The sequence below is a fragment of the Mesorhizobium sp. B2-5-3 genome, assembly GCF_006441005.1.
Lineage (GTDB): Bacteria > Pseudomonadota > Alphaproteobacteria > Rhizobiales > Rhizobiaceae > Mesorhizobium.
Genome location: NZ_VFUS01000004.1, coordinates 248,395 through 273,081, shown reverse-complemented (window position 1 = coordinate 273,081; position 24,687 = coordinate 248,395). Strand labels below are relative to the sequence as shown.

At 64.3% G+C, this 24,687-nt stretch carries 24 protein-coding genes and 1 riboswitch; of the genes, 9 read left to right on the top strand and 15 right to left on the bottom strand.

Annotation, left to right across the window (positions count from 1 at the left end; genetic code table 11):
* Window positions 1-4 precede the first annotated feature (4 nt).
* The 3 genes from FJ867_RS11635 to FJ867_RS11625 are packed head-to-tail and all read left to right on the top strand — an operon-like array spanning window position 5 to window position 6,095.
* Window positions 5-2,458 (top strand): FAD-dependent oxidoreductase, encoded by a 2,454-nt coding sequence (locus tag FJ867_RS11635; RefSeq protein WP_140817428.1) that lies wholly within the window; start codon window positions 5-7, stop codon window positions 2,456-2,458.
* Window positions 2,458-3,639 carry a pyridoxal phosphate-dependent aminotransferase gene (locus FJ867_RS11630; RefSeq protein WP_140495619.1) on the top strand — a complete coding sequence of 394 codons (1,182 nt, stop codon included), beginning with the start codon at window positions 2,458-2,460 and terminating at the stop codon, window positions 3,637-3,639. Before FJ867_RS11635 ends, FJ867_RS11630 begins: the two co-directional genes overlap by 1 nt.
* Window positions 3,636-6,095: an FAD-dependent oxidoreductase gene (locus FJ867_RS11625; protein WP_140817426.1), complete on the top strand. Its 2,460-nt coding sequence runs from the start codon at window positions 3,636-3,638 to the stop codon at window positions 6,093-6,095. Before FJ867_RS11630 ends, FJ867_RS11625 begins: the two co-directional genes overlap by 4 nt.
* 63 nt (window positions 6,096-6,158) lie before the next feature.
* On the opposite strand, the gene FJ867_RS11620 is transcribed toward FJ867_RS11625, so the two are convergent.
* The 7 genes from FJ867_RS11620 to FJ867_RS11585 form a co-directional block, all read right to left on the bottom strand.
* On the bottom strand, window positions 6,159-6,746 hold the full coding sequence (locus tag FJ867_RS11620; RefSeq protein ID WP_140516377.1) for an NAD(P)H-dependent oxidoreductase: 588 nt from the start codon (window positions 6,744-6,746) through the stop codon (window positions 6,159-6,161).
* Window positions 6,746-7,327, bottom strand: a complete 582-nt coding sequence (locus tag FJ867_RS11615; protein ID WP_140555020.1) for an NAD(P)H-dependent oxidoreductase — start codon at window positions 7,325-7,327, stop codon at window positions 6,746-6,748. The genes FJ867_RS11620 and FJ867_RS11615 overlap by 1 nt, the downstream gene beginning before the upstream one ends.
* Window positions 7,328-7,613: 286 nt before the next feature.
* Window positions 7,614-9,017 (bottom strand): FAD-binding oxidoreductase, encoded by a 1,404-nt coding sequence (locus FJ867_RS11605; protein ID WP_140817422.1) that lies wholly within the window; start codon window positions 9,015-9,017, stop codon window positions 7,614-7,616.
* The gene (locus FJ867_RS11600) at window positions 9,017-10,318 is read right to left on the bottom strand and encodes a cytosine deaminase (RefSeq protein WP_140817420.1); all 1,302 of its coding nucleotides are present in this window, start codon (window positions 10,316-10,318) and stop codon (window positions 9,017-9,019) included. The genes FJ867_RS11605 and FJ867_RS11600 overlap by 1 nt, the downstream gene beginning before the upstream one ends.
* Before the next feature lie 4 nt (window positions 10,319-10,322).
* Window positions 10,323-11,171: an ABC transporter permease gene (locus FJ867_RS11595; RefSeq protein WP_140495613.1), complete on the bottom strand. Its 849-nt coding sequence runs from the start codon at window positions 11,169-11,171 to the stop codon at window positions 10,323-10,325.
* Window positions 11,158-11,988, bottom strand: a complete 831-nt coding sequence (locus FJ867_RS11590) for an ABC transporter ATP-binding protein (RefSeq protein WP_140495612.1) — start codon at window positions 11,986-11,988, stop codon at window positions 11,158-11,160. The genes FJ867_RS11595 and FJ867_RS11590 overlap by 14 nt, the downstream gene beginning before the upstream one ends.
* A gap of 11 nt (window positions 11,989-11,999) precedes the next feature.
* Window positions 12,000-13,004 carry an ABC transporter substrate-binding protein gene (locus tag FJ867_RS11585; RefSeq protein WP_140495611.1) on the bottom strand — a complete coding sequence of 335 codons (1,005 nt, stop codon included), beginning with the start codon at window positions 13,002-13,004 and terminating at the stop codon, window positions 12,000-12,002.
* A gap of 269 nt (window positions 13,005-13,273) precedes the next feature.
* Here FJ867_RS11585 and FJ867_RS11580 point away from each other — a divergent pair, with 269 nt between their 5' ends.
* Together FJ867_RS11580 and FJ867_RS11575 are read left to right on the top strand one after the other, a co-directional pair.
* The gene (locus tag FJ867_RS11580; protein WP_140555017.1) at window positions 13,274-13,657 is read left to right on the top strand and encodes a RidA family protein; all 384 of its coding nucleotides are present in this window, start codon (window positions 13,274-13,276) and stop codon (window positions 13,655-13,657) included.
* Between the two features lie 54 nt (window positions 13,658-13,711).
* Window positions 13,712-14,515 carry a creatininase family protein gene (locus tag FJ867_RS11575; RefSeq protein ID WP_140547725.1) on the top strand — a complete coding sequence of 268 codons (804 nt, stop codon included), beginning with the start codon at window positions 13,712-13,714 and terminating at the stop codon, window positions 14,513-14,515.
* 2 nt (window positions 14,516-14,517) lie between these two features.
* On the opposite strand, the gene FJ867_RS11570 is transcribed toward FJ867_RS11575, so the two are convergent.
* Window positions 14,518-15,027, bottom strand: coding sequence for a tyrosine phosphatase family protein (locus FJ867_RS11570; RefSeq protein WP_140817418.1), 510 nt, complete (start codon window positions 15,025-15,027; stop codon window positions 14,518-14,520).
* On the bottom strand, window positions 15,024-16,070 hold the full coding sequence (cobD, locus tag FJ867_RS11565) for a threonine-phosphate decarboxylase CobD (protein WP_140817416.1): 1,047 nt from the start codon (window positions 16,068-16,070) through the stop codon (window positions 15,024-15,026). Before cobD ends, FJ867_RS11570 begins: the two co-directional genes overlap by 4 nt.
* Between cobD and cbiB the strand changes: the two genes are divergently transcribed.
* On the top strand, window positions 16,069-17,037 hold the full coding sequence (gene cbiB / locus FJ867_RS11560) for an adenosylcobinamide-phosphate synthase CbiB (protein WP_140555013.1): 969 nt from the start codon (window positions 16,069-16,071) through the stop codon (window positions 17,035-17,037). The genes cobD and cbiB overlap by 2 nt on opposite strands.
* Window positions 17,038-17,369: 332 nt before the next feature.
* On the opposite strand, the gene cobO is transcribed toward cbiB, so the two are convergent.
* The 4 genes from cobO to FJ867_RS11540 are packed head-to-tail and all read right to left on the bottom strand — an operon-like array spanning window position 17,370 to window position 19,486.
* The gene (cobO, locus tag FJ867_RS11555; RefSeq protein WP_140817415.1) at window positions 17,370-17,984 is read right to left on the bottom strand and encodes a cob(I)yrinic acid a,c-diamide adenosyltransferase; all 615 of its coding nucleotides are present in this window, start codon (window positions 17,982-17,984) and stop codon (window positions 17,370-17,372) included.
* Window position 17,985: 1 nt separating this feature from the next.
* Window positions 17,986-18,501: a bifunctional adenosylcobinamide kinase/adenosylcobinamide-phosphate guanylyltransferase gene (gene cobU, locus FJ867_RS11550; protein WP_140521135.1), complete on the bottom strand. Its 516-nt coding sequence runs from the start codon at window positions 18,499-18,501 to the stop codon at window positions 17,986-17,988.
* A complete protein-coding gene (locus FJ867_RS11545) occupies window positions 18,494-19,291 on the bottom strand; it encodes a CbtA family protein (protein ID WP_140728972.1) in 798 nt (265 codons plus the stop codon). Before FJ867_RS11545 ends, cobU begins: the two co-directional genes overlap by 8 nt.
* A gap of 15 nt (window positions 19,292-19,306) precedes the next feature.
* Window positions 19,307-19,486 (bottom strand): CbtB domain-containing protein, encoded by a 180-nt coding sequence (locus FJ867_RS11540; protein ID WP_140495602.1) that lies wholly within the window; start codon window positions 19,484-19,486, stop codon window positions 19,307-19,309.
* Window positions 19,487-19,521: 35 nt separating this feature from the next.
* Window positions 19,522-19,718, bottom strand: a riboswitch (cobalamin riboswitch).
* 134 nt (window positions 19,719-19,852) lie between these two features.
* Between FJ867_RS11540 and FJ867_RS11535 the strand changes: the two genes are divergently transcribed.
* Window positions 19,853-21,022: an aromatic ring-hydroxylating dioxygenase subunit alpha gene (locus tag FJ867_RS11535; protein WP_140817413.1), complete on the top strand. Its 1,170-nt coding sequence runs from the start codon at window positions 19,853-19,855 to the stop codon at window positions 21,020-21,022.
* 3 nt (window positions 21,023-21,025) lie between these two features.
* Here FJ867_RS11535 and FJ867_RS11530 read toward each other — a convergent pair whose 3' ends face one another.
* Window positions 21,026-22,225 (bottom strand): MFS transporter, encoded by a 1,200-nt coding sequence (locus tag FJ867_RS11530; protein ID WP_140817411.1) that lies wholly within the window; start codon window positions 22,223-22,225, stop codon window positions 21,026-21,028.
* Window positions 22,226-22,457: 232 nt separating this feature from the next.
* Between FJ867_RS11530 and FJ867_RS11525 the strand changes: the two genes are divergently transcribed.
* Entirely contained in the window at window positions 22,458-23,462 is a 1,005-nt protein-coding gene (locus FJ867_RS11525) for a DUF1624 domain-containing protein (protein ID WP_140817409.1), read from the top strand.
* A complete protein-coding gene (locus FJ867_RS11520; RefSeq protein WP_140738814.1) occupies window positions 23,459-23,935 on the top strand; it encodes an isoprenylcysteine carboxylmethyltransferase family protein in 477 nt (158 codons plus the stop codon). Before FJ867_RS11525 ends, FJ867_RS11520 begins: the two co-directional genes overlap by 4 nt.
* A 299-nt stretch (window positions 23,936-24,234) precedes the next feature.
* Here the strand turns inward: FJ867_RS11520 and FJ867_RS11510 are convergent, their stop codons facing one another.
* Window positions 24,235-24,621 carry a MerR family DNA-binding transcriptional regulator gene (locus FJ867_RS11510; protein ID WP_006203215.1) on the bottom strand — a complete coding sequence of 129 codons (387 nt, stop codon included), beginning with the start codon at window positions 24,619-24,621 and terminating at the stop codon, window positions 24,235-24,237.
* Window positions 24,622-24,687: the final 66 nt, after the last annotated feature.

Below are 24,687 nucleotides of genomic sequence, written 5' to 3'. Positions count from 1 at the left end.
GAACATGGCCGGTTTGCCGAGCACGGCACGCGTGGTGATCATCGGAGGCGGTGTCGTCGGCGCCTCCTCGCTCTACCATCTCGCCAAGGCGGGCTGGACCGACTGCGTTCTCCTGGAAAAGAATGAACTCACCTCCGGCTCGACCTGGCATGCCGCCGGTAACGTGCCGACCTTCTCCTCGTCCTGGTCGCTGATGAACATGCAGCGCTATTCGACCGAGCTCTATCGCGGGCTGGCCGAGGCCGTCGACTATCCCATGAACTACCATGTCACCGGCTCCCTGCGGCTTGCCCACACGCAAGAGCGCATGCAGGAGTTCCAGCGCGCCAAGGGCATGGGCCGCTACCAGGGCATGGACATCGATATCGTCGGCACGGACGAGATCAAGCGCCGCTATCCCTTCATCGAGACGCATGAGCTGGAAGGCGCCCTCTACGACCCGAGCGACGGCGACATAGACCCGGCGCAGCTGACCCAGGCGCTGGCCAAGGGCGCGCGCGACATGGGTGCCCGGATCATACGCTTCTGCCCGGTGACAGGCGTGCGCCGCGAAAGGGACGAATGGGTGGTCGTGACGCCGCAAGGCGAGATCCGCTGCGAGATCGTCGTCAACGCCGCCGGCTACCGTGCCGCCGAAGTTGGAAAAATGTTCGGCCGCGAGGTGCCGATGATGGTGATGAGCCATCAGTACATATTGTTCGAGGAGATCCCCGAACTCGCCGCATGGTCGAAGGAACAGGGCAGGAAGCTGCCGCTGCTGCGTGACGTCGACACTTCCTACTATCTGCGCCAGGAAAAGAACGGCATGAATCTCGGCCCCTATGAGCGCAATTGCCGCGCGCATTGGGCGGGTCACAACGATCCGATGCCGGAGGATTTTTCCTTCCAGCTTTTCCCCGACGATCTCGACCGGCTGGAACATTATCTGGCCGACGCCGTCGCCCGCGTGCCGATCCTGGGCACCGCCGGCCTGTCCAAGGTCATCAACGGCCCGATCCCCTATGCGCCGGACGGCAATCCGCTGATCGGGCCGATGCCGGGCGTTCCCAACGCCTTCGAGGCCTGCGTCTTCACCTTCGGCATCGCGCAAGGCGGCGGTGCAGGCAAGGTATTGGCCGAATGGGTCACGCAAGGCCAGACCGAATGGGACATGTGGTCCTGCGACCCGCGCCGCTTCACGTCCTTCGCTTCGGCTCCGGATTACTGCGTTGCCAAAGGCATGGAGATCTACGGCAACGAATACGCCATCCAGTTTCCGCGCCATGCCTGGCCGGCGGGACGCGACAGGAAATTGTCGCCGATCCATGATCGCATGAAGGCGTTCGGCGCGCGCTTCGACGCCTATAATGGCTGGGAGCGCGCCACCTGGTATGCGCAGGATGGCGACGACGTCTCGGAGGAAGCAACGCTCACCTTCCGTCGCGACGGGCCGTGGCAGCACCGCGTGTGCGAGGAATGCCTGGCCGTCCGCGACGCCGCCGGCATCCTCGACCTGCCGGGTTTTTCGCGCTTCAACCTCGAAGGTCCGGGCGCCGCCGAATGGCTTAGCCGGCAAGTGACCGGCCTCGTGCCGAAGCCCGGCCGCATCGGTCTCGTCTATTTCTCCGACGACAAGGGCCGCATCGTCACCGAAATGTCGGTGGTGCGCCACGGCGAGGAATCCATGACGCTGATCACCGCGGCGGTGGCGCAATGGCATGATTTCGAATGGCTGAAATCGCACATGCCCGTGGATGCGACTTTCAAGCTGATCGACCGGACCGAGGAATTCTCCACCCAAATCCTGGCCGGACCCAAGTCGCGGGAAATCCTCGCCGCCGTCTGTGAGGCCGACCTGACCTTGCCGTGGCTCACGCATCAGGAAACCAAGATCGCCGGGCGCTGGGCGAAGCTGGTCCGCGTCTCCTTCGCCGGCGAACTCGGCTGGGAAATCCACACCAGGGTCGACGACACCGCCGCCGTTTTCGACACCATCTGCGCGGCGGGACAGCCGCACGGCCTGAAACCATTCGGCATGTACGCGCTGGATTCGTTGCGGCTTGAAAAGGGCTATCGCACCTGGAAAGGCGACCTCTCGACCGACTACTCGATCCTGCAAGGCGGGCTCGAGCGGTTCGTCAAATGGGACAAGCCCGAGTTCCGCGGCAAGGCGGCGCTCCAGAACGAGAAGCAGCAGGGCGTCAAGAAGCGCTTCGTCACGCTGGTGGTCGAAAACCCCGGCGATTGCGACGCCCCCTACATGTCGACGCTGTGGCATGACGGCCAGATCGTCGGCGAGACGACGTCGGGCGGCTGGGGCCATCGCGTCGGCAAGTCGATCGCGCTCGGCATGCTGCGTGCCGATCTGGCGGAGCCCGGCACCGCCGTGGAGATCGAGATCTTCGGCGACCGTTTCAAGGCGGTCGTGCAGAACGATGAGCCCTTGTGGGATCCGAAGAACGAAAGGTTGAGAGCCTGATGCCAAAACCATCATCGCGCATTTCAGGCATCGTGCCGTCGGGCAAGGATGGCTGGGAAGTCCACTTCGCCGCATGGGCCCGCAAGGAAGCCGGCGAGGACATCATCATGCTGTCGGTCGGCGATCACGATTTCGACACACCTTCCGAAACGATCGAGGCTTGCGTGACCGCGGTTCGCGGCAGCAATCACCACTATACCCCTTTGCCCGGCCTGCCGCGCCTGCGCAAGGCGATGGCGGCGGCCTCGGTCGCCTGCACGGGCGTCGGGACGACGCCGGACCAGGTCATCGCCACGCCGGGCGGCCAGGCGGCGCTCTACGCCGCCGTGCAGGCCGTGCTCGACCCGGGCGACCACGCCATCGTGGTCGCGCCATACTACGCGACCTACCCCAACACCTTCAGCGCCGCGGGCGCGACCTTCACGGTTGTCGAGACGCCGGCCGAGGACGGTTTCCAGCCCCGCGCCGACATGATCCGCGCGGCACTTCGGCCGAACACGCGCGCCATCCTGATTAACACGCCGAACAACCCGACCGGAGCCGTCTATTCGCGCGAACGGCTGGAACAGCTGGCCGAGGTCTGCCGCGAGCACGATTTGTGGCTGCTGTCCGACGAAGTCTATTGGACGCTCGGCGGTGGCGAGCACATCTCGCCGCGTTCCCTGCCCGGCATGGCCGAGCGCACGCTGGTCATCAATTCCATGTCCAAGAGCCACGGCATGACCGGCTGGCGCATGGGCTGGCTGACCGGCCCGAGCGAGATGATCTCGCTGCTGACCAACCTCAATCTGGTGACGACCTACGGCCTGCCGGCCTTCATCTCGATCGCCTGCACCGAGGCGCTGGAGAAGGGTTATGGCGTGAAGGAAATCGCCGAACGCTATGCGGCGCGACGCGCCGTCCTGCTCGACGCCGTGCGCGGCATGAACGATGTCGGCGTGCGCGGCTCCGAAGGCGGCATGTATGTCATGCTCGACATATCGGCCGTCGAATCCGACGACGAGAAATTCGCTTTCGCCTTCCTCGACAAGGAGAAGGTCGGCGTCATGCCCGGCTCCAGCTTCGGCGAGGCCGCGGCAGGCCATATCCGCGTCAGCCTGTGCCAGCCGGAACCCGTCTTGCGGGAAGCAGCACTCCGGCTGCGCCGCTTTGTCTCCAGCTACCGCCGCGAGGCCGCATGAACATCCCTTCCCCCAGAACCATTCCCGCCAAGGCAAGGGCCGTCATCATCGGCGGCGGCGTTTCGGGCTGCTCGGTCGCCTATCACCTGGCCAAGCTCGGCTGGACCGACATCGTCCTTCTGGAGCGCAAGCAGCTGACCTCGGGCACGACATGGCATGCCGCCGGCCTGATCGGCCAGTTGCGCGGCTCGCAGAACATGACGCGGCTGGCGAAATATTCGGCCGACCTCTACGTCAAGCTGGAAGCCGAGACCGAGGTCGGCACCGGCATGCGCCAAGTCGGCTCGATCACCGTCGCGCTGACCGAGGAGCGCAAGCACGAGATCTACCGTCAGGCGTCACTCGCCCGCGCCTTCGATGTCGACGTGCGCGAGATTTCGCCCAGGGAAGTCAAGGAGATGTACCCGCATCTCAACGTGTCCGACGTCGTCGGCGCCGTGCATCTGCCGCTTGATGGCCAGTGCGACCCCGCCAACATCGCCATGGCGCTGGCGAAGGGCGCGCGCCAACGCGGCGCCACCATCGTTGAAAATGTGAAGGTCACCAAGGTCCACACCAAGGCAGGCCGCGTCACCGGCGTGTCCTGGGCGCAGGGTGAAGAGCAAGGCACGATCGAGACCGACATCGTCGTCAACTGCGCCGGCATGTGGGCGCGCGAACTGGGCGCCCAGAACGGCGTCACCATCCCGCTGCACGCCTGCGAGCATTTTTACCTCGTTACCGAGCCGATCCCGGGGCTGAGCCGCCTGCCGGTGCTGCGCGTGCCCGACGAGTGCGCCTATTACAAGGAAGATGCCGGCAAGATGATGCTCGGCGCCTTCGAGCCAGTGGCCAAGCCGTGGGGCATGGATGGCATCCGTGAGGATTTCTGCTTCGACCAGTTGCCCGAGGACATGGACCATTTCGAGCCGATCCTGGAAATGGGCGTCAACCGCATGCCGATGCTGGCCACCGCCGGCATCCATACTTTCTTCAACGGCCCCGAAAGTTTTACGCCCGACGACCGCTACTATCTCGGCGAGGCGCCGGAACTGCGTGGCTACTGGATGGCGACTGGCTACAATTCGATCGGCATCGTCTCGTCAGGCGGCGCCGGCATGGCGCTGGCACAGTGGATCAACGACGGCGAGGCACCGTTCGACCTGTGGGAAGTCGACATCCGCCGCGCCCAGCCTTTCCAGAAGAACCGCCGTTACCTCAAGGAGCGCGTCTCCGAAACGCTCGGCCTGCTCTATGCCGACCATTTCCCCTATCGCCAGATGGCGACGTCGCGCGGCGTGCGCCGTTCAGCCCTGCATGAGCATCTGAAGGCGCGCGGCGCCGTGTTCGGCGAGGTCGCCGGCTGGGAGCGCGCCAACTGGTTCGCGCGCGAGGGACAGGAGCGCGAGTACCGCTATTCCTGGAAGCGGCAGAACTGGTTCGACAACCAGCGCGAGGAGCACCTCGCCGTCCGCAACAAGGTCGGCCTGTTCGACATGACCTCGTTCGGCAAGATCCGCGTCGAAGGCCGCGACGCCTGCGCCTTCCTGCAAAAACTCTGCGCCAACAACATAGACGTGGCGCCGGGCAAGATCGTCTATACGCAGATGCTCAACCGGCGCGGCGGCATCGAGAGCGATCTCACGGTGTCGCGCCTGTCGGACACCGCCTATTTCCTCGTCGTGCCCGGCGCCACGCTGCAGCGCGACCTTGCCTGGCTGCGCAAGCACGTGACAGATGAGTTCGTCGTCATCACCGATGTAACCGCAGCCGAAAGCGTTCTCTGCCTGATGGGCCCGGATGCGCGAAAGCTGATCCAGAAGGTCAGCCCCAACGACTTCTCCGACGAGAACAATCCGTTCGGCACGTTCCAGGAGATCGAGATCGGCATGGGCCTCGCCCGCGCCCACCGTGTCACCTATGTCGGCGAACTCGGCTGGGAGCTCTATGTCTCGACCGACCAGGCGGCCCACGTCTTCGAGGCGATCGACGCGGCCGGCGCCGATGTCGGCCTCAAGCTGTGCGGGCTGCATGCGCTCGATTCCTGCCGCATCGAAAAGGCTTTCCGCCATTTCGGTCACGACATCACCGACGAGGACAATGTGCTGGAAGCCGGCCTCGGCTTCGCGGTGAAGACGGCCAAGGGCGATTTCATCGGCCGCGACGCGGTGTTGAAGAAGAAGGAAGCCGGGTTGAGCCGCCGGCTGATCCAGTTCCGGCTGAAGGACCCGCAGCCGCTTCTCTTCCACAACGAGGCGATCCTGCGCGACGGCAAGATCGTCGGTCCGATCACCTCAGGCAATTACGGCCACCATCTCGGCGGCGCGATCGGGCTGGGCTATGTGCCCTGCCAGGGCGAGACCGAGGCGGATGTGCTGGCCTCGTCCTATGAGATCGAGATCGCCGGCGAGCGGTTTGCGGCGGAGGCATCGCTGAAGCCGATGTATGATCCGAAGGCGGAACGGGTGAAGATGTAGCGCGGTTTTCCCTTCTCCCCTTGTGGGAGAAGGGAAAAACGCCCCCTCAAAACCGCTCCAGCTTCAAAACCGCTCCAGCTTCGCCCGCACCTTCGCCAGAAACGCGGCTCTCGTCTTCGGCGTCGAGGCGTCCATCAGATAGTGCGCCATGAAGAAAGTCCGGCAGCGCGTGGCGCACAGCGCGCGCATGCCGCGCAGCAAGGTTTTGCGCCCGGGCTGGCCGACGACGACGCTCCACCATGTCGGCGCGCCGCAGGTGGTGATGACGCCGACCTTGGTCACATGCCGCATCAGCGACTTGATCCGCCCCTTGCCGGCCGGCAGCTTGAAGGCGACGTCCGTCGCCCACACCCGGTCGAGCCAACCCTTCAGCATCGCTGGCAGCCCGTACCACCAGGTCGGATAGACAAAGAGGATCGCCTCGGCCCAGTTGAGCAGCTCGAAATGCGGCTTCAGCGCAAGGTCCTGCGGCGCCTGGTTGTTGTAGAAACGCCGTTCCTCGCAGCTCATCACCGGATCGAACTTCTCGGCATAGAGGTCGAGCAGCCGCACCTCCCAGCCCTTTCGCGTCAGCACCTCCACGGCGGTGTCGCGGATAGCGGCGCAAAAACTCTCCGGCACCGGATGGCAATAAACCACCAGCGCGCGCATCAGAATCTGTCCATGCTGGCCGTGACCTTGGCCAAGAACGCCTTGCGCGTCTCGTCGCTCGAAATGTTCATCGAATAATGCGCCAGATAGGAAACCGAAGCGCCCGGCTTGACCGTGGCGCGCAGCACGCGCTGGACCAGTTTGCGCGGCGGGTCACCCATCAGCATGGCGCGGAACCGGCTGCCGCCATAGGTGGTGACCGCCGCGATCTTCCTGATGTTGTGCAGCGACGGCTGCGCCTTGCCGTCGACCAGCTTGAACGACACGCCGGGCAGGAAGACGCGGTCGAAGAACCCTTTCAGAATTGCCGGAAAGCCGTAATTCCAGACCGGATAGGAAAGCACCAGCGCATCGGCGCGCAACAGACGTTCGACATACGGCGCCGCAGGGTCGGCGGAGCCGCGCGGATTGTGATAGTCCAGCCGTTCCTGGCGAGAGAGCCGCGGGTCGAAGTCCTCGGCATAGAGGTCGCAGTCGTCAATCGCATGACCGGCAGCCGTCAGTCGCTCGACGATCGTCCGGTGCAGGCCGGCATTGAAGCTGGTTTCGACCGGATGGGCGTGGAGGACGAGGATGTTCATAGTGAGGCATTGCCTGGGTCAGCGCGAGGCACCCCCCTCTGCCCTGCCGGGCATCTCCCCCGCAAGGGGGGAGATCGGACTATCTCCCTGCTTTCGCCAATTGTCAGCGCGGCAGGTTGGCGGCAGCGCTTAAGCTGCCGATCTCCCCCCATGCGGGGGGTGAGGAGTGGTCCGCGCAGCGGACGGGAAGCCAATTTCTTGGCTTTCCGAGCGACGAACGCCCGAAGCGACAGCGAAGGGCCCGGGCCGGCAGGCCAGAGGGGGGTGTTCAAGCGCGAGCCTCTCCTCATCCCGTCCTCTGCAGCCCCTTGAACAGAAAAGTTCGTCCCGAACGGTAGTCATAATCCGGGTTTTCCCAGGCGATCATCTTGCCGGGATTGAGCAGTCCTTGCGGGTCGGTCTCGCGCTTGAAGGCGAGTTGCACCGCATCGGTCTGCTTCATGCCGCCCTCTTCCAGCGTGTAACGATGCGGGTTGAAGATCGGGCAGCCATTCTCTTCATGCAGGCGGATGATCTCGTCGAGCCGCGCCTCGGTGGTGAATTTGATCAGCGGCAGGCCGAAGCAGGTGATGTTGCCATCCAGCCGCACGAACTCCAGATGCGAGAACACTTCGCCCGGAAACATCGCGTCCATTTTCTCGACCAGCGCCAGCTGGTTGGGAAAGGGATAGAGCGACTGTAGATAGGTGATATCAGGGTCGACCCGCAGCGCCCTGAGCGTTGTGTGGTTCCAGGCCAGTTCATAGGCCGGCGGCAGACCCTTCTTCTCCTCCGGCGTCGCCGTGGCGGCGTTGAAGATCACCTCGCCTCCAGCCCGCCGCGTGAAAGCGAGAAAGGCGTCCAGCCCATGCCGCGCCACCATGACGACGCAGATGCTCTGCCCATCCTTCAGGAATTTCTGGTGCCGTTTGAAATAGAGCTGCGGCACCGGTGCCGCGATCGGCGTGATCAGCTTGGTCAGGATGCCGTCCTGGCAGGCCAGCGCGTTGCCGTAGCGCGCCGCATTCATGAAGGCGTCGAAGCCGACAATGATGTCGATCCACTCATAGGCCGCGGTCAGCGGCATTTCGACTTCCATGATGATGCCGTTGGTGCCGTATGCATGCGTCACCTTGTGCAGATCCTCGCCGGTGAGTTCGAGCGCCCTCGGCTCGGCCTCCATGGTTACCACGCGCAGGCGCAGCACATTGCCGAAATCACGCAAGCCGCCGAAATTGATCGAACCGACGCCGCCCGAACCGCCGGCGATGAAGCCGCCGATCGAGGCGGTGTTGTAGGTGGAGGGTGAGAGCCGCAGTTCCTGCCCGGAATGCGCCCGCGTTGCCTTGTCAATGTCGGCCAGCACAGCGCCCGGCCCGGTCACCACACGCCCCGGCGCGATCGACTTGATCTCGTTCATCTCGGCGAGATTGAGCACGACGCCGCCCGAGAGCGGCATCGCCTGGCCGTAATTGCCTGTGCCGCTGCCGCGCGGCGTCACTGGCACGCCATGCCGGTGGCAGGCGGCGAGCACGCGGATCAGCTCGGCCTCGTTTTTCGGCGTCACGACCAGGTCGCCGGTGACGTGATCGAGCTGCTGCTTCAGCACCGGGCTGTACCAGTAGAAATCGCGGCTTTTCTGCTGGACGATGGCCGGATTGTCGTCGAATTTTATCCCGTCGAGATCGCGTTTCAGCGCGGCGATATCCATCAGTCCACCATCAGCTCGTCGAGTTCGGCATAGTCGGGCAATTGCCGGTCGATCGCTCGCCCGGCGCGCACCACGATGCGATCCGATTCGGGCCGAGACAGCAATTCCGTCCAGTTGCGGCCCTTGAAGACAATGAAGTCGGCATCGCCGCCGGCGGCAAGCGTGCCGAAACCATCGAGCCGCATCACGTGAGCCGGCGTTGCCGTGACGGCCCGCGGCCAATCGGCGACCGGATGATCGAAATGCAGGATGCGCGTCGCCATGCGGTAGACCTCCAGCATGTCGAGATCGCCATAGGCATAGAAGGGATCGCGCGTGTTGTCGGAAGCGACCGCGACCGGAATGCCCCTCGCCTTCATCTCGTGCAGCATCGTCACCCCGCGCCAGCGCGGCGTAGTCTGATCGCGCCGCCGATCCTGCAGATAGAGATTGCACATCGGCAGCGAGACGATCGCCAGCCCGGCTTTCGCCACCTTGTCCAGAGTGTCCAGCACGTCGAGGTCCGGCTGGCGCGCCAGCGAACAGCAGTGGCCGACGAGGATCTTGCCCTCGAAGCCGCTCCATAGCGACGCCTCGGCGATTTTCTTCAGCGAGATCGCCGCGACGTCGTCGGTCTCGTCGGCATGGAAATCGAGATCGAGGCCATGCTTGACGGCTTGGGCGAAGACATGGTCGAGCAGTTCTTCCAGATCCGGCACCATGTAGGTGACGACGCCAAGCACGCCCTTGGCGGCGGCCACCCTTTTGGCCAGCCTGTCGAACCAATTCTTGTCGCGCACGCCCTCGACGCCGATCAGGCAGGCGCCCTGCAACTCGATGCGGCCGCGCCACCTCTCACGCATCGTCTCGAACACCGGCCAGGAGATTTCCTCCTGCGGCGGGACACTGTCCAGATGCGTGCGCAGTGCTTTGGTGCCATGCGCGTAGGCGCAGCGCAGCGAGAAATCCATGCGCCGCACCACGTCCTCGGCACTCCAGCGGTCAGTGCGGTCGGCACCTGTGGCATTCAGCGCCCCGATGAAAGTGCCGTCAGGATTGGGTTTTCGCGGCCAGATATGGCCCTTGTCGATATGGGTGTGGCAATCGATGAAGCACGGCAGCAGAATCCGCCCGCCGAGGTCGATCGCATCGGCAGGTGCGTTCGATCTGCCAGGAACAGCAATGCTGGAAATCTTGCCGTCGCCCACCGCGATGTCGGCAAGTGCGAAACCGTCGCCGTCGAAGGGCGCGGCAAGGCCAGGCGTGACGGACCGATGAACGCGTGCGTTGGCGAGTCGGTATGAACCTGTGTTCGGAATCAAGGCGCTACCGCTCCTGCTTCAGCGCGCTCTCGTGCCAGCGCCGTAAGATGAGATGCGAAATCAGCGACAGCACGAGGAAGATCAGGATGCCGGTCAGCGAGATCAGGAACAGCGCCGCGAACAGCCTGGGGGCGTTCAGCCGGTAGCCGGCCTCGATGATGCGCGAGGCGAGGCCCGAAGACTGGCCGGTGGCGCCGGCGACGAACTCGGCCACCACCGCGCCGATCAGCGACAGGCCGCCGGCGATCTTCAGCCCGCCGAGAAAATACGGCATCGCCGCCGGCAGCCTGAGATAGCGCAATTGCTGCCAGCGCGTTGCGCCGTTGAGCTTGAACAGGTCGCGCAGATTGCGGTCGACCGAGTTCAGGCCGAGGGTGGTGTTGGAGAGGATCGGAAAGAAGGCGACAATCCAGGCGCAGAGCAGAAGCTTGGTCGTCTGGTTGTCGACATAGATGTTGATCAGCGGGAAGATGGCCACGATCGGCGTCACCTGCAGCACGATGGCGAAGGGAAAGAACGACATCTCCACCCATTTCGACTGCGCGAACAGCACCGCCAGCCCGACGCCGCCGATGACGGCAAGGAGCAGACTGAGGAAGGTGATGCGCAAGGTGACCAAAAGTGCGGAGAACAGCAGGCCGGCGTCGTTGTAGAGCGTTGCCAGCACCACACCGGGACGCGGCAGGATGTATTGCGGAATTTCATTCCACACGCAGATACGGTCCCACAGCCAGATCGCCAGGATCATGATCGCCAGCGGCAGAACCCAGCGGCCGATCCGCTCGAGCCGCTCCTGGCGCGCGCGGCGTGCTTCCTCGGGGTCGAGTTTCAATGCACCGTCAATGGCCGTCATGATGCGAGCCTGCAATTGAGTTGATGGCCTTGACCAGCACGTCGGACGTCTGCCGGCACAGCGCCGCATAATCGGGTGAGGTGCGAAAGGCCTCGTCGCGCGGATAGGCCGCATCGATGGCAAGCTCGTCGAAGATCCTGCCTGGCCGCGCCGCCATGACGACAACCCTGTTGGACAAAAACACGCTTTCGAAGACGCTATGCGTGACGAAGACGACGGTGAAGCGCTCGTCCTGCCACAACTCCAGCAGATCGTTGTTGAGCTTGAAGCGAGTGATTTCGTCGAGGGCCGCGAACGGCTCATCCATCAAAAGCACGCGCGGTTTGGTCACCAGGGCCCGTGCGATCGAGACGCGCATCTTCATGCCGCCCGACAGTTCGCGCGGCACCGCGTTCTCGAAACCGGTGAGATGAACCCTTGCCAGCATCTCGGTCACCACCGGTGCCGCCTTGGCGCGGCTGACGCCCTTCAGCCTAAGCGGCAGCCAGACATTGTCGAAAACGCTGGCCCAGGGCAGCAATGTCGGCTCCTGGAACACGAAGCCGATGTTCGAGCGGTCGAGCGAACCGCCCGCACGCCAGTCGAGCATGCCGGAGGTCGGCGTTGACAGGCCAGCGATCAGCCGCAGCGCCGTCGACTTGCCGCAGCCGGACGGCCCGAGCAGGCTGAGGAAATCCCCTTCCCGGATCGTCAGGTCGACGTCGGCGAGCGCCGTCACGCCATTGGAAAAGACCTTGCCGACGCCCCGCAGCGCCAACAATGCCGGAGCCGTGTCGGACCCGTTCGCCGGCGCCTGCGCTACCTGTTCCCGCATCATGCTGGGACGGCCTATTTCTTCAGCTCGAGCCCGACGCCCTTGTTGACGAAGGCCAGCGTGTAGGCTTTCGTGATGTCGATGCCGGCGGGCGTGACCTTGGCCTTGACCATCTTGTCGTAAAAACTCTTGATCCGCGCCTCGTTCATGGCGCCGATGCCGAGCTTCTCGGTGTCGCCGGAATCGGCAAGGCCGAACTTCTTCATCTGCTCGATCGAGAAAGCGATCTGCTCATCCGTCATGTCAGGATTGTCTTTCTTGATCATGTCGTTGGCGGCCTTGTTGTCGCCGTAGAGATATTTGTACCAGCCCTTGGCCGAGCCATCGACGAAGCACTGGACCACCTCCGGCTTCTTGTCGATCGTGTCCTGCATCACCTCGATCGTCGTCGAATAGGTGTCCCAGCCATAGTCGGCGAGCAGGAACTGGTTGGGCACGAAGCCGCCTTCCTTTTTTACCGCGAACGGCTCGGAGGTGACATAGCCTTGCTGGATCGACTTCTTGTTGGCGAGGAAGGGAGCAGTGTTGTAGGTGTAGGGCACGCGCTTGGCCGCGTCGAAGCCGAGTTCGATGATCATCCACTGGAAGAAGGTCTGCGCGCCCTCGTCGCCCAGAATGTACTGCTCGGCGTTCTTCAGGTCCTCCCATTTGTCCAGCCCCTCGCCGGGATGGGACATGATGACCTGCGGATCCTTCTGGAAATCGGCCGCCACCACGCGCATCGGAATGCCTTGCTGGACGGCGTCGAAGGCCGACAGCAGGTTGCCGCCCATGTAGAAATCGATCTTGCCGGCCAGGAGCATCGGCCGGCCGCTGACCTGCGGGCCGCCCTGCATGATGGTGACGTCGAGGCCGCAGGCGGCATAGGTGCCGTCGGCCACGGCCTGGTAGTAGCCGCCATGTTCCGGCTCGGCCAGCCAGTTGGTGCCGAAGGTGACTTTTTCATTCGCCGCGGCACCAAGCGTGCTCGCTGCAAGCACGGCCACCGCCGCTACCGACATCTTCAGTTTTCCGTACATCGACACCACCACCCTTTGTTTGCTCCGGCGCGCCACGCGCCAGGCTCGACACCAGAGATTCAAGAAGCAAGACACATGCCACCGGCGTCTCGCGCCGGGACCCGCCCGCCTGCACCACAGCCATCTGCGAACGCCGGAAAGGTCGTGCTGCACCGGAGGCATCGTGCCTATTTTTTAAACGCCTGTCCACAATCGCACCGGCGACATGCACCGCCATCTTGAAGCTGTGATGAATCCAGTCTTAGGCTGGCGGTATCCAGGAGATTGCCATGTTCAAGTTCCTCACCCCGAAGTCGATCAAGCCGCCTTTTGCCCGCTACAGTCACGGCGTCGAAGTGCCCCCGGGCAAGCGGCTGGTGTTGTGTTCAGGCCAGGTCGCGATCACGGCGGACGACCAGATCCCCGAAGACGCCGGCGCCCAGGCCGAGCTTTGCTTCAAGAACATCGCCGCGATCCTCGGCGAGGCGGGGCTGGGGCTCGGCAATATCGTTCGCATCAACGCCTATGTCACCGACCGCGCGCATCTGCGACCCTATATGGATGTCCGCGACCGGCTGTTTTCGAACCCAGCGCCGGCCTCGACGCTGATGATCGTCAGCGGATTTGCCCGGCCTGAATTCAAGGTCGAGGTCGAGGCCATCGCGGCCGGGTGATCGACACACCGCCTATCTCGCGGTAGGTCTCACCGTCCATCGAAGAGGCATGACATGACCGTAGCAAAAAGACGCGTGTGGTGGGGTGACTATCGGACCACCGAATATGCCTCGATCGATCCCGAAGCGACGATCGCCGTACTGCCGGTGGCGGCGATCGAGCAGCATGGACCGCATCTGCCTGTCTCGACCGACACCTCGATCATGAACGGCATGCTCGACACGGTGATCGCCCGCCTGCCCGACGATCTCGACATCCGCATCCTTCCGGTCCAGGCGGTGGGCAAATCGAACGAGCATCTTCACGCGCCGGGCACGCTTACTTTGCCGGCAACGACGCTGGCGGACGCCTGGACCGAGCTTGGCGTGTCGATTGCGCGGGCAGGCGTGCGCAAGCTGGTCGTCGTCAACTCGCATGGCGGCAACGAGGAGATCATGGGCATCGTCACGCGCGAATTGCGGGTGCGCGAAAAGATGCTGGCGGTGAAGACCAGTTGGCAACGCTTCGGCCGCCCGGCCGGCATGTACACCGAACTCGAGGACCGCCACGGCATCCATGGCGGCGACGTCGAGACCTCGCTGATGCTGCATTTCCGGCCGGATCTCGTCGACATGACCAAGGCCGACAATTTCGTCTCCAACGTCGCCAACGCGGAGCAGGAATTTTCGCTCCTGCGCCACACCGGCACCCACGCCTTCGCTTGGATCGCCAGCGATCTCAATCCGAACGGCGTGGTCGGCGACGCCAGCATTGCCACGGCTGAAAAAGGTCGGCTGACAGCGGAACATCAGGCTGATGGTTTTGTCAGCCTGCTTAGGGATGTACGCAAGGCGAAGCTCGCCGATTGGCTGAAGTAGCCCTACATATCGATCTTCAGTTCGAACGGTGTGCCTTCAAAGGCATCGGCGCCGCGCCCGATCGCTTCGATTGCCGCGATCATGCGGCCGCCTCGACCAAGCAGCGCGTCGGCCACCGCGATCAGCCGCGGATTTGGCGTCGCCGAAGGCGACAGCGTCCGCAACGTCCGGGCCAGCTCGGCCTCGTCGCGTTTCGGCGCCAGCGCGGCAGCGATGATATAGGCGGAGGCCGTCGAGCGGCTGATGCCGGCATAGCAATGCACGACCATCGGCCTCGCCCGGTCCCAGCGGCGCGCGAAATCGAGCAGATTGCGCACATGCTCCTCGCCCGGCATGGTCATGCCATCCTGCGCCACCGCGATGTCGTGCATGACCAGGTGCAGATGATTTTCCCTCATGATCGAGGCCGGGCGGAGCACATCGGTGCCGGCGGCCAACAGCGACAGCAGCCGCTCGGCGCCGGTCCTCGCCACCGTTTCCTCGACCTTTGCCAGCGAGCAGACATGAATCATGGTTTGATACCTTCCGCTCCATCCTCGCGCCGGGCCGCCCATTCGGCAAGGGCGGATTCGAGCCGCAGCCACTCCTCCTCGTTCCCCGGCAGGCCTGCCCGCAGGACGTGCGGGCGGTCGGTGAAATGGCGAAGCAGGATGCCGCGCTCGCCAAGCACAGAAAACAAGCCGGCGGCATCCGGCAGGCTGAAATAGCGGAACAATGTGGTGCCGCCCGCGACAGGCACGCCGAAACGACCGAACAGTCCGTCGAGCCGAGCCGATGCCTCCGCCAGCGACGCGCGCATCGCGTCCTGCCAGCCGATATCGGCAAGTGCGCGAATGCCATATTCCAGCGCCGGGCCGGCGACAGCCCAAGGTCCGAATTGCGTTTCCAGCCGCTGGGCCGTCGGCGCATCGGCAAGCGCAAATCCAAGCCGCAGGCCGGCCAGCCCGAAAAACTTGCCGAAAGAGCGCAGCACGACGATGCCGCCCTGGCCGACATAGCCGGCAAGGCTGTGTTCGCGCGGGCCGACATCCATGAACGCCTCGTCGACGACCAGCAGCCCGCCCTTGGCGCGCAAACCGGCGGCCAGCGCCAGCAGCCGGTCGCGCTCGACGATGCGCCCATCCGGGTTGTTCGGATTGACCACGATGGCCAGGTCGGCATCCGCCAGATCAGCGAAATCGCTGACTTCGGTCACCTCGTGCCCCGTGATTGCCGCCGCGCGGGCATGTTCGGCATAAGTCGGCCCCAGCACGAGCGCCCTGCCCGGTGCGATGAGCGAAGCCACGCGTGGCAGCAGGATCTGCGTACCGGGCGCAGCGACGACATTGGCTGGCGAGGGCGCACCATAGCTAATGGCCGCGATCGCCGTCAGCTCACGCGCCCGCCCCGCTTCCGGCAATCGCGACAGCGAGGTGGCGGGCAGCTCGAAAAGCGGGTAGGAGTGCGGATTGATTCCGGTCGAGAGGTCGACGAAAGGCTGGGGGGCGTTGGGGAAAAGCGCCCTTGCCCGGCCGAGACTTCCACCATGGTCCACCGCTCCTTCAAGAAGCTTCATGTCAGTCCTGATCGCTTTCCTGTCATTGGCCATCGAATCCGCGCTGGGCTACCCCGACTGGCTGTTTCGCGCCATCGGCCATCCCGTGACGTGGTTTGGCAGGCTGATATCCTTTCTCGATCGCAGGCTCAACCGCGCCACTGATCCCGACGCACTGCGTCGCCAACGTGGTGTCCAGGCGCTTCTGGTCATCGTGCTGGTGCCGGCGCTAATTGGCCTGTGCGTGCAGATCCTGCTCTGGTTCATTCCCCTGGGACTGTTCATCACCGCCCTTCTGGCAACATCGTTCCTGTCGCAGCGGAGCCTTTATGAGCATGTCGAGGCCGTCGCCGATGCGCTCGACTCGGGCGGCCTCGACATGGGCCGCGCCGCCGTCTCGCGCATCGTCGGCCGCGATCCCGAAACCCTCGACAGGGCCGGCGTCTGCCGCGCGGCGATCGAGAGCCTGGCCGAGAATTTTTCCGACGGCATCGTTGCCCCCGCCTTCTGGACGGGCGTCGGCGGCCTCGCCGGCGGCGCCGCCTACAAGGCCGCCAACACCGCCGATTCGATGATCGGCCATCGCACGCCGCGCCACGAAGCATTCGGCAGGGCAGCCGCACGCTTCGACGATTGGATCAACCTGCCGGCGTCGCGGCTGACGGCGTTGCTCATCACCTTGGCGGCTTTCCTGGTGAAAGGCGCCGACGCGAAAGCCGCATGGCAGGCGGTGCGGCGCGACGCGAAAAAGCACCGCTCGCCCAATGCCGGCTGGCCGGAGGCGGCGATGGCCGGCGCACTTGGCCTGGCGCTCGCCGGGCCGCGCAGCTATGGCGGCGTAACGGTCGACGACGCGTTCATGGGCGAAGGCGGCCGGCGCGAAGCCGACAGCATCGACATAAGGCGGGCGCTGAAACTCTACCGCGTCGCCGACTGCCTGTTGATCGCGCTGTTCGGCGTGGTTTCGGCGATCGTCATTCTGGCATGATCTCACCCCCCCCGTGAGTTCTCTCCCGAAGGGGAGGAAGGGAGCCGGGCTGCAACAGGTTCGCGCCTTTCCTCTCCCCCGTCGATCGGGGGAGAGGTGGCTCGGCGAGCCGAGACGGAGTGGGGGTCGACGAGCTCGGCAGTCGCGTTTCTCGCACCCGCCGGGTTGCGCCTGCCTGTCTGCGGACCGCGCGTTCGATAACCGCCTTCCCCCAATCCGTCGCTGCTTCGCAGCGCCACCTTTCCCCCCTCCGGAGGGAAAGGAAGTGAGCCCTGCTGGAAGCGTTTGGCGACCAGACTTGAATGCTCATCCACAAAAGGGGACAACAGCTCTCAAAACTCCACCCCCTGCTGCGCCTTCACGCCCGCCGCGAAATGGTGCTTGGTCAGCCCCATCTCGGTCACCAGGTCGGCCGCCTCGACCAGCGCCGGCTTGGCGTTGCGACCGGTGACGACGACATGCAGGCCCTCGCGGCGCGCTTTCAGCGCGACAACCACCTTGTCCAGATCGAGATACTCGTAGCGCAGCGCGATGTTGAGTTCGTCGAGCACGACGAGACTGATCGACGGATCGGCCATCAGCTCCAGCGCCTTGGCCCAGGCGGCCTCGGCCGCCGCGATGTCGCGCTTCAGATCCTGTGTCTCCCAGGTGAACCCCTCGCCCATCGCGTGCCACACGACGCGGTCGCCGAAGGCGGCGAAGGCCTCCTTCTCACCCGTATGCCATTTGCCCTTGATGAACTGGACGACGCCGACGCGCTTGTCATAGCCGAGCATGCGCAACGCCAGGCCAAAGGCAGCCGTGGTCTTGCCTTTGCCGGGACCGGTGTTGACGATCAGCAGCCCCTTTTCGACCGTCTTGCTCGCCACCTCGGCGTCTTGGACCGCCTTGCGCTTGGCCATCTTGGCGCGGTGGCGCTCTTCGTCCTTTTCGTCGATGTCGGTCATGTCACTTCACCTTGAGCGGCAGCCCCGCCACCATCAAAAGCACGGTCTCGGCAATCGCCGCGACCTGCTGGTTGAGCCGGCCGGCGGCGTCGCGGAACCGGCGCCCCAGCGCATTGTCGGGCACGATGCCTTGCCCGACCTCGTTGGATACCACGAACCAGGGTCCGCGCGGCCGCGACAGCATGTCAGCCAGCCGCCGACATTCGGCCTCTACATCATGATCGGCCAGCATGTGATTGGTCAGCCAGAGCGTCAGGCAGTCGACAAGGACCGGCTGGTCCTCCGGTAGGGCCTCGAGTGCACCGACAAGGCCAAGCGGTGCATCGATGGTCGTCCAGCCCTCGCCGCGCCGCGACCGGTGCAACGCGATGCGCTGCCGCATCTCGTCGTCATAGGCTTGCGCCGTGGCGATGTAGGTCCATGGCGAAGGCAAGGCCGTCATCAGCGTTTCGGCGTGCGCGCTCTTGCCGGAGCGCGCACCGCCGATGATGAAGGTCAGTCTTCCGCGATCAGGCAAAGCTGTCGCGCAGGCTCGTCGCGCTGCCGGTGAAGCGTCCGCGCACCACGCCGACGACAGCGCCGAGCACGAGCCAGAACACCAGATTGGTCACGGTTACCGCCACCACGAACTGATGGTGCAGGCCTTCCGGAATCGGCGTCTCGAAACTGTCCGGCTGCGGCGCGCCGACAATATGCGGCGCGACGATCAACACCACGCCCAGAATCGCCAGCGGCAGTGATTTGCGGAAGGCGATCAGGGCAAGGCCGATCGCCGTCGCCGCCACCGTCGCCGTCCACCAGATCTGGCGTGGCAGAAGCTCGGCGGCAGGCATGGCCGGCAGTTCCGGCGGCAGGCCGAGGCCCGGCGCCAGCGTGAACACGGCAAAGCCGGCCAGTCCCCAGAACACGCCCTGGCGCAAGTTGCCGATGCCGCCGGCGAATTCCGAAACCGCGACCAGGACCAGCGCGAAGCCGATGCCGGTGACGATGTTGGCAAGCACGCTGAAGGCGAAGCGCTCGAAGCCGTCGGCCGGCGCCCAGCCTTCCTCTTCAGCCGGAACAGCTTCAGCGGCTGCCGGCGCGGCGGAGCTCATGGCATTGCCCGCCGGGGCGGCAGAGTTCATGGCGTTGTTGTCGGTCGGGGCCGGTGCGGTATGGTCGTGGTGGTGGCCGCCGCCGGCCTGTTCGTAGACTTCCGCCTTCAGGATCAACGGCACGGTGGCATAGGCCTGCATGCAGGCGAGAACGACACCGGCCACGAGCCCTGCGATCGCCGCGATGAACACGACGTTGCGAAACAGGTTCATGATGTCAAATCCCTATCAGTGGCAGGGAAACGCCATCGAGTGGCGATAGTCGTGCGCGGCATTGTGGACCGCGTCGATATGCGAGAAACCGACAAAGCCTACGACGAAAACGCCGAGCAGCGCCGCGAGCGCGAGCTGCAGGAGGCGCGACTGCGAGGAGATGGAGGCGCCGAGGGAGACGGAAGCGGTATTCATGTCTTGTCCTTTCACCCTCCACCCGAGGGCATCGAAGTCAGTTTCCTGTCGCCGGCAGGTCTCCTGGCTCGCGGATCAGCGCCCTTCCCCACCTTCCCGAAGAAAATCTTCAGTGGCATATGGAGAGGACTACCGCACACAGTTGCGGGGGCAGCCACGGCATTGGGCAACAAATCTGCCCGCACCGCATTCCCTCTTGGCTCCAATCGGAACCGACGACGAAGGTGACTATAGGGAAAATCGCCGCATCCGGCAAACCAAATTCCGACGGCGACAAGCGCTTTAGCGCCGTCCGGCCGCTTGCTCCGCTGCAATTGACAATTTCCGTGGCCGGGTGTCGGCTGCCATCCTCACAGGAGGCCAGCCATGCAGCCCGTCCAGAGCCAGCACGCCCCCTATAACGGCCTCACCCGGGCCGAGCCGACATTGCCGTCCTCGGCCTATTGGGATGCGGCGGCCTACCAGCGCGACCTCGACGCCATCTGGTACAGGAACTGGCTGCTCGTCTGCCGTGAAGCTGATCTCGCCCAACCGCTGGCTTTCCGCACCTTCCGTGTCGGCAGCCAGGAGATCGTCGTGCTGCGTGACGATACCGGCGAACTGCGCGCCTTCCACAACACCTGCCGGCATCGCGGATCGCAGCTTTGCCAGGAACGCGAGGGGCGGCTGAAGGCGCGGCTGATCACCTGCCCCTACCACGCATGGTCCTATTCGCTGCGCGGCGAGCTCGTGCGCGTGCCATCGAAAACGCTGCCCGAAGGTTTCGACAAGGCGGACCATCCGCTCTATCGCGTCGCGCTGTCGGTCTGGCGCGGCTTCGTCTTCGTCAATCTCGCGGAAGATGCCGCCGGCTCGGCGCACTCATCCTTCGACCCGGCCTCCGGCGATCTCGGCAACTGGCCGCTGGAATCGCTGGTATCGGGCCATGTGCTGCGCAAGGTGATGAACTGCAACTGGAAGATCTTCTGGGAAAACTTCAACGAATGCCTGCATTGCCCCGGCGTCCACAAGGACCTGTCGCGGCTGGTGCCGATCTACGGCCGCGGCCTGATGGGCCGGCATGACGACCCCGAATGGACCCGCCATGCCGACAATGACGCGCCGGAATTTTCCGGCAGGCTGCGGGCGGGTGCCGAAACATGGTCACGTGACGGCCGGGCGCATGGGCCGGTCTTTTCGGGCCTGACGCCGGCCGAGCGCGCCGCCGGCCAGACCTACGCCACCAGCCTGCCCTCGATGTTCATCGTCGGCCACGTCGACTATGTCAGGTCCGTACGGCTGGTGCCGCTTGGCCCCGAGCAGACCGAATTGACCGCCGAATGGCTGTTCGCGCCCGACGCGCTCGCCGCCACCGACATCGACAACATCGTCGGATTCGGCACCCAGGTGCTGGAGGAGGATGCCGCGATCTGCGAGGTCAACCAGAAAGGGCTGCGCTCTATGCGCCATAAGGCCGGCGTGCTGATGCCGGAGGAGTACGACCTCCACCGCTTCCACGATTGGGTACGCGAACGACATGCTGCGCTTGTGCCGTAAGCTTCACAGCGACTTCGGCAGATACCGCCAGGTGACATAACCGCAGACCGCCGCAAGCAGGCCGAGCGTGACGAAAACCGAGCCCAGTCCGAAAAAGGCCAGCACCACCGAGTAGACCAGCGGCGGCGTCAGTTCGGAAAAGTCGAGATAAGTGCGGTAGACCGCAGCCATCTGCGCCCGCTCATAAGAGCGGACCGAGCGCATGAAGGCGGTCGAGCCCAGCGCGTCGAGCGCGATGGTGAAGAAGGCGCCGCACAGCAGGAAGGCGCCGGTGACGAGCGGCGCGCTTTCGCCGACGGCACCCGCCGCCAGCAGCACCACCGACATGGCGAAATAGGCAAAAGTCATGGTCCTGCGGCCGCCGAAGCGCTTGCCGGCCTTGCCCCAGAAAATCGCCATGAACAAAAGCGCGTTGCCTGCCGAAACCAGAATGCCGCCGGCAAGTTCGCCCTCACCGGTGATGACCATGAACAGCGGGCCATAGACGAAAAATGTCGTCCAGAAGCAGGAGCGGCCGAAGGCGATCAGCCAGGCCAGCCTCAGCCTCGGCTGCGCGACGAAGCGGCCGATATTGGCTAGCGGGTTGACCGGGCGCGTCTTGCCCGGCCGGATCGAGGGATTGTCGCCGAGCCGGTAGGTCCAGAACAACGCCAGCAGGGCCAAGGCGAATACGGCGCCCGCGCCATGCGCGGCATAGATGCCGAAGCGTGTGTAGAGAAAGATGCCGAGCGTCGGCCCACCCGTCCAGGCAAACATCGACCACGCCATGCGCAGCGATTCGGCCTGCATGAAATCGGTCTTGCGGATGTGGTCCATGATGTAGAGGTTGAGCGTGATCGACAGCGCGCTGGCGCCCATGACACGGCACAGCATGCCGGCCAATTGCCCGGCGCGCGTATGCGTGACGAAGAACAGCGAGCCGATCGCCAGCAGGCAGGCGCCCGCCGTGTAGACCCAGCGCCGTGCGAAGCGCTGGATCAGCATCGGCATGAACAGGGTCACCGACAGGCCGAGCATCGCCACTATGGTGTAGAGGATCGAGACGATCTGCTCGTTGTGGAGGATCTCGTATGCCTGTATCGGGATGACGCTCGACACCGTGGCGCGAGCGAAGGATTCGACCGCGTAGAGCGAGGCGAAGGTGCGGGCATCCGCGGCCTTGAGGGCCGGTAGCCAGATCGGATGGCGCACATGCGTGGACATTGCTTCCCCAAAGCAGAATCAGCAGCCAAATCTGCGGCCATCAGTTCGCGACCGGTAACAGGAAACCGACGTGCCCCGGACAAAAACGAAGCCGGTCAAAGGCTTTCCGGTGCTGGCCTAAAGGGGTGCCTGATGCAGCGCCGGCTGACTGTCTGTATCGAAGCTCACGGCCTTCTTTTGTCCGGCGTAACCGTGATAGTCCTCGTACGGGGCTGAATCAGATCGCGAGACCATGAGCATCCAGACGCCGACCATGCCCGCCGCGGAGTTGCCGAAGACCAAGCGCATCGTCGCCATCGACATGCTGCGCGGCATCGCGCTGATCGCCATGGCGAGCTACCATTTCACCTGGGACCTGGAATTCTTCGGCTACACCGATCCCGGCCTGACCGCCTTCGGCTGGTGGAAGTTCTATGCTCGCTGCATCGCCTCGACCTTCCTGTTCCTGGTCGGCGTCAGCCTGTATCTCGCCCATGGCAAAGAGATCCGCTGGAACGGCTTCTGGAGACGCTTCGCCATGGTCGCCGGAGCGGCGATCGCCATTTCGGTCGCCACCCGTATCGCCACGCCGGATGGGTGGATCTTCTTCGGCATCCTGCACCAGATCGCGCTGGCGAGCCTGCTCGGGCTGGCATTCCTGCGCCTGCCGGCGCTGCTCACACTGCCGATCGCCGCGGCGGTCATCGCCATTCCCTTCTATTTTCGGCTGGAATCGTTCGATCACCCCTGGCTGTGGTGGGTCGGCCTTTCCGCGGTCAACCCACACTCCAACGACTATGTCCCGCTGTTCCCGTGGTTCGGTGCGGTGCTTGTGGGCCTCGGAGCGACCAAGCTTGCCTCCCGCTTCGGCGCCTTGGCGCGCCTGGCAGATGTGGCGCCCGGGCGCTGGTCCAACCCGCTGGTCTTCATCGGCCGGCACAGCCTGGCCTTCTACCTGATCCATCAGCCGCTGCTGATCGGCAGTGTCTGGTTGTTCTCGCAAGTAATGCCGGCCAAGGTCGAAACCCCGCAGGTGAACTTTCTCAAGACCTGCCAGATCTCGTGCGAGCAGCAGCGCGACAGCAAGTTCTGTTCGAGCTATTGTGGGTGCATGCTGGACACGCTGGAGGGCGAGGCAACGCTTGATCGGCTCTACAAGAACGACCAGACCGCCGAATGGAGAGCGCATCTGGCGGATCTCGCCGGCACCTGCACGGCCCAGACCGACAGCAAGATGACGGAGGAAGGTGTCGAATGATCGAGACCCCGCCCAAACCTGGGCTGATACCGTGGCCGCCGCTGATCTACATCGCCGCCATCGCCATCAGTATCGCGCTCGGCTTGCTCTTTCCCCTGCCCTGGATCGGCGACCTCCTGGGCGACCTCCTCTACGCGGCCGGCTGGGTGGCGCTGTTCGGCGTCGCCGCACTCTGGTTCACCGCCATCCGCACCATGACGCGGGCCAAGACGACGCTCAACCCCAACGCCGTGCCGGACCATCTCGTCACCACGGGTCCTTTCGGCATCACCCGCAATCCGATGTACCTCGCCAACACGCTGCTGTTGATCGGCGTTGCCTTCATCTCCGGGATCGTCTGGTTCCTGCCGCTCGCCTTCGTCGCCGCCTTCGTCACGCAGAAGGTCGCGGTGGAAAAGGAAGAAAAGATGCTGTCGGCAAAGTTCGGCAAAAAATACCGCGACTATGCCAAAAGAGTGCGGCGCTGGATTTGAGCATCTGAACGCCGGCTGCCAGAGCCATATCGGGAAGATAACGGTTTCCGATTTGTGGCGGAGACCAACAATTTGTCGATGTCGGCGCCGCCCCTCACCTGCCTGCCGGCATCCTCTCCCCGTATAGTGACGGGGAGAGGGGCGCTGTCATCAGCGGTTTCGCCAGCCACCAGCGTTGCAGGAAAGAGACCGAGATCACGGTCAGCCCCCTTCTCCCCGTCACTATACGGGGAGAAGTGCCCGGCAGGGCGATGAGGGGCGGCGCCGACTCTAAAGCGATTGTCCTGCCTGGAAGGTCGCTACGTATTAACCCCGAGCTCGACCAGCCGCTCAACGCAGGATTCCTCGGCCTGGTCGAGTTCGGCCAATGTCTCCTCGAGGTCGCGGCGCTTTTGCCTCAGATCCTCGCGCTTTTCCTCGATGCGCTTGATCATCAGCTTGAGCTGGCCGACCTCGCCGGGCGGTTCCTTGTACATCTGGATGATTTCGCGGATCTCGTTGATCGAGAAGCCGAGCCGTTTTCCGCGCATGATCTGCCGGATCAAGTGTCGGTCGGATGGGCGAAACAGCCGCGTGCGGCCCCGCCGCACCGGCTGCACCAGTCCCTCGTCCTCGTAGAACCGCAGCGTCCGCGTCGACACGTCGAATTCGCGCGTCAGCTCGGTGATCGAATAATATTCCCGCATTCTCGCCCCATAGCCGGAGATTGGCGACTGCTGCTCTCCGTCCGCGGCAGACCTGCCGGAATCGGC

Bases quoted from the DNA above. Each gene is read 5' to 3' on its own strand.
- FJ867_RS11540 (WP_140495602.1), bottom strand. From the start codon at position 19,486: ATGAATACCGCTTCCGTCTCCCTCGGCGCCTCCATCTCCTCGCAGTCG.
- FJ867_RS11635 (WP_140817428.1), top strand. From the start codon at position 5: ATGGCCGGTTTGCCGAGCACGGCACGCGTGGTGATCATCGGAGGCGGT.
- cobO (WP_140817415.1), bottom strand. From the start codon at position 17,984: ATGACCGACATCGACGAAAAGGACGAAGAGCGCCACCGCGCCAAGATG.
- FJ867_RS11595 (WP_140495613.1), bottom strand. From the start codon at position 11,171: ATGACGGCCATTGACGGTGCATTGAAACTCGACCCCGAGGAAGCACGC.
- FJ867_RS11585 (WP_140495611.1), bottom strand. From the start codon at position 13,004: ATGTACGGAAAACTGAAGATGTCGGTAGCGGCGGTGGCCGTGCTTGCA.
- FJ867_RS11575 (WP_140547725.1), top strand. From the start codon at position 13,712: ATGACCGTAGCAAAAAGACGCGTGTGGTGGGGTGACTATCGGACCACC.
- FJ867_RS11605 (WP_140817422.1), bottom strand. From the start codon at position 9,017: ATGGATATCGCCGCGCTGAAACGCGATCTCGACGGGATAAAATTCGAC.
- FJ867_RS11510 (WP_006203215.1), bottom strand. From the start codon at position 24,621: ATGCGGGAATATTATTCGATCACCGAGCTGACGCGCGAATTCGACGTG.
- cobD (WP_140817416.1), bottom strand. From the start codon at position 16,070: ATGAAGCTTCTTGAAGGAGCGGTGGACCATGGTGGAAGTCTCGGCCGG.
- FJ867_RS11590 (WP_140495612.1), bottom strand. From the start codon at position 11,988: ATGATGCGGGAACAGGTAGCGCAGGCGCCGGCGAACGGGTCCGACACG.
- FJ867_RS11535 (WP_140817413.1), top strand. From the start codon at position 19,853: ATGCAGCCCGTCCAGAGCCAGCACGCCCCCTATAACGGCCTCACCCGG.
- FJ867_RS11545 (WP_140728972.1), bottom strand. From the start codon at position 19,291: ATGAACCTGTTTCGCAACGTCGTGTTCATCGCGGCGATCGCAGGGCTC.
- FJ867_RS11625 (WP_140817426.1), top strand. From the start codon at position 3,636: ATGAACATCCCTTCCCCCAGAACCATTCCCGCCAAGGCAAGGGCCGTC.
- cbiB (WP_140555013.1), top strand. From the start codon at position 16,069: ATGTCAGTCCTGATCGCTTTCCTGTCATTGGCCATCGAATCCGCGCTG.
- FJ867_RS11580 (WP_140555017.1), top strand. From the start codon at position 13,274: ATGTTCAAGTTCCTCACCCCGAAGTCGATCAAGCCGCCTTTTGCCCGC.
- FJ867_RS11525 (WP_140817409.1), top strand. From the start codon at position 22,458: ATGAGCATCCAGACGCCGACCATGCCCGCCGCGGAGTTGCCGAAGACC.
- FJ867_RS11615 (WP_140555020.1), bottom strand. From the start codon at position 7,327: ATGAACATCCTCGTCCTCCACGCCCATCCGGTCGAAACCAGCTTCAAT.
- FJ867_RS11630 (WP_140495619.1), top strand. From the start codon at position 2,458: ATGCCAAAACCATCATCGCGCATTTCAGGCATCGTGCCGTCGGGCAAG.
- FJ867_RS11620 (WP_140516377.1), bottom strand. From the start codon at position 6,746: ATGCGCGCGCTGGTGGTTTATTGCCATCCGGTGCCGGAGAGTTTTTGC.
- FJ867_RS11520 (WP_140738814.1), top strand. From the start codon at position 23,459: ATGATCGAGACCCCGCCCAAACCTGGGCTGATACCGTGGCCGCCGCTG.
- FJ867_RS11570 (WP_140817418.1), bottom strand. From the start codon at position 15,027: ATGATTCATGTCTGCTCGCTGGCAAAGGTCGAGGAAACGGTGGCGAGG.
- FJ867_RS11530 (WP_140817411.1), bottom strand. From the start codon at position 22,225: ATGTCCACGCATGTGCGCCATCCGATCTGGCTACCGGCCCTCAAGGCC.